Origin of the sequence: Paenochrobactrum pullorum (genome assembly GCF_041929845.1) — a bacterium.
GTDB classification, from domain to species: domain Bacteria; phylum Pseudomonadota; class Alphaproteobacteria; order Rhizobiales; family Rhizobiaceae; genus Paenochrobactrum; species Paenochrobactrum pullorum.
Map to the genome: position 1 here is coordinate 1 of NZ_JBHEEH010000042.1, position 2451 is coordinate 2451.

Here is a 2451-nt window from a genome sequence, read left to right on the forward strand (position 1 = left end):
ACGGATTATGATTGGGACAGCGGCAAAGATTTCAAACCACCTGTTGATGGTGCTATCGGGTCTATGCGGCCACAGCCACAGCCAATCATTGATTTCTCGGCCATTCCATCGGTGTCTAAAGATGCCAATGGGAATGATCGTCGGCCGGCAATTCTTCTGGGCTGGGACGGTGATAAGACGGCTGTCGATTTGGTTCGCTTTGAGGTTCGCCAGTCTTGGGATTTGGCTGTTGTTTATACAGGCCGAACTGAGGAGGTCACACGCGGGTCAATTCTAATCGCCCCGTTTATGCTGCAGGCAAACTCCGAATATCAGGTTCGTGCTCGCTATGCGGTCTATGACGATAGCCGTGATTTCATCTGGTCGGATTGGATACCGGTTCATATGCTGGATATCCGGCTCGGTGAATTGGATATCTACCCGATTGATGTCAGCGAACTGAACAAGGAGATTATAGCCAACCAAGAGTGGACAGCAGACTCGATCCGTTATGTAGAGGAAGAACTTGAGCGTATTGGTGCATGGGCGGCAGATCAGGAATTTGGCAACTTCACTGAGAGGCAAGGGCTAAGGCATGAATTAAAGCTCACTGCGGATGGTATCACCGCTGAATGGACTTATGCTGTCGATCTTGCTGTTAGCGAAACTGCGGCTTTGTCTGTTCGTGTTGAATCGCTCCAAGTCCAAATTGATCAGGATATTGCAACAGCTGTCAGCACGCTTCAAACACAGATCAGCAATGTGGATGGTCGCGTCACAACTAACGCTACATCCATCACCAACTTGACGGCTACGGTTAATAATAAAGCCGATGCGTCCGCAATAACTGCGCTGGCTGTGAGAGTTACAGATGTTGAGGGCATTACAACTACGCAAACGAGCCAGATTACATCGCTTCAATCATCTGTCTCGAATATCCAGCAAAACAAGGCAGATGTGACCGCGGTAAGTGCTCTTGATACCAAGATCAATACAGTTGACGGTCGAGTGACAACGAACGCCAATGCAATTACGGCTCTGTCCACTACCGTTAATAACGTAAGCGCAGACGCAACTTTCCGTATGGGTGTTGTTGCATCCCCTTCGGGCTGGACTTCACGTATCGCTATGCAGGCTCGCGTCGGGACATCAGACAATTATAAAAATGCTGGTATCTATCTTGATGCGACAACGACGAATAGCCGTGTGGTGATCGACACGGAGCAATTCGTCGTCAGGAGCGGTAGTGACTATGCGCGACCATTAATGTTTCAAGGCGGTGTTTTATACGCAGATGAAATGCGGGTCGCTTGGGCTAAAATTACAAATGTCCAAGTCACAAGTGCTCAAATCGCAGACGCAGCTATCACAACGGCTAAGATTGGAGACCTTCAAGTGAAGACAAGTAATCTAGATTTCAACCAAGTAACCGACGTCTTTACAAGTGGAGTTGTTAACTTCCCTAGTAGCGGTATCACTGGTGGCGCGGGCGTATGGGTTGAGATTATGACTATGTCAACAAACAACCCACAGGGGAATACATGCCTTGTTGATGTTAATGTTGACGCCAGATTTACGAGAAATGGTGCTGGAACTGCGAGTGCTTCTCTCCGCTTTAGAAATAAAACAACGGGTCGTGAATTTACTAATGCGTCCAATGGCGCCAACGGAGGATTTTCTATCTTCTTGGGAGGGATGTTTATCGACTCAACGGCGGCTACAGGGAGCAACGATTATGTTGTTGAGCTAAGAAACACATCGGGCGATGCCCTTCGATGGGGCGGCGGAAGTGGAATTGAAAGCTCTTTGGTATGGAAGCGATAATGACAAACAAAATCATGATTGAACCAGCCGTTGCCCTCAACGAGCTGACGATAGATCACGCCTATTCAAGAGATAGACGTTTATTCTTGGCGCACGAGCTAAACCTTACTCAGACCAGGCTTAATGAATGCGAAGGCGAGTTGGTATCTGCAAAGGAGGAAATAGCTCGGCTTAATGAAGTCATTCAGCAGATGCAGGGTGTAGAAATCCCTACAATTGATACAACGGAGATTGAATAATGGCTTATGAAAGGGGTGTGAGGCCTGATTATACAGTCGGCACAATTACCTTGGTATCGGGGAGTAAGAACTTCACCACGACAGGGGCATCTTTGCAAAGTGCCGCTATTCAAGCCGGTGATATGATTATCACCCGTTCGGGCTTGGTACTGATTATTGCATCAGTCACAGGACAGAACGCAGGCACCCTTGTCGAGAATACGCCTGCAGGCGCGGCAGGTGCTAATCAACCACTGCTGATCCGCTATCAGCCCGATGGATCGCGTTATCAAGGTGCGGCGCGCGATCTTATCGCCCGTTGGGGCATGAGCGGAAATGTCGATGCTCTGGCAGGATTGAAAACACTAAAAGATACACTGGCTTTTTTCACCGGTTCTGGCACTGCGGATGTGACTGCTTTAACGGAATG

Annotated in this window: 1 protein-coding gene and 2 pseudogenes; all 3 read left to right on the forward strand. The window is 48.6% G+C overall.

The window, feature by feature from the left end; translation table 11 throughout:
- Window positions 1-1803: pseudogene (locus JNC77_RS17485) on the forward strand (hypothetical protein); the annotation flags it as partial.
- A complete protein-coding gene (locus tag JNC77_RS17490) occupies window positions 1803-2042 on the forward strand; it encodes a hypothetical protein (RefSeq protein WP_374834790.1) in 240 nt (79 codons plus the stop codon). The pseudogene JNC77_RS17485 and the gene JNC77_RS17490, both read left to right, overlap by 1 nt.
- Window positions 2042-2451, forward strand: a pseudogene (locus tag JNC77_RS17495) (hypothetical protein); the annotation flags it as partial. The gene JNC77_RS17490 and the pseudogene JNC77_RS17495, both read left to right, overlap by 1 nt.

What these genes read in the sequence shown, in the direction of transcription:
- JNC77_RS17490 (WP_374834790.1), top strand. Translation starts at nt 1,803, where the DNA reads ATGACAAACAAAATCATGATTGAACCAGCCGTTGCCCTCAACGAGCTG.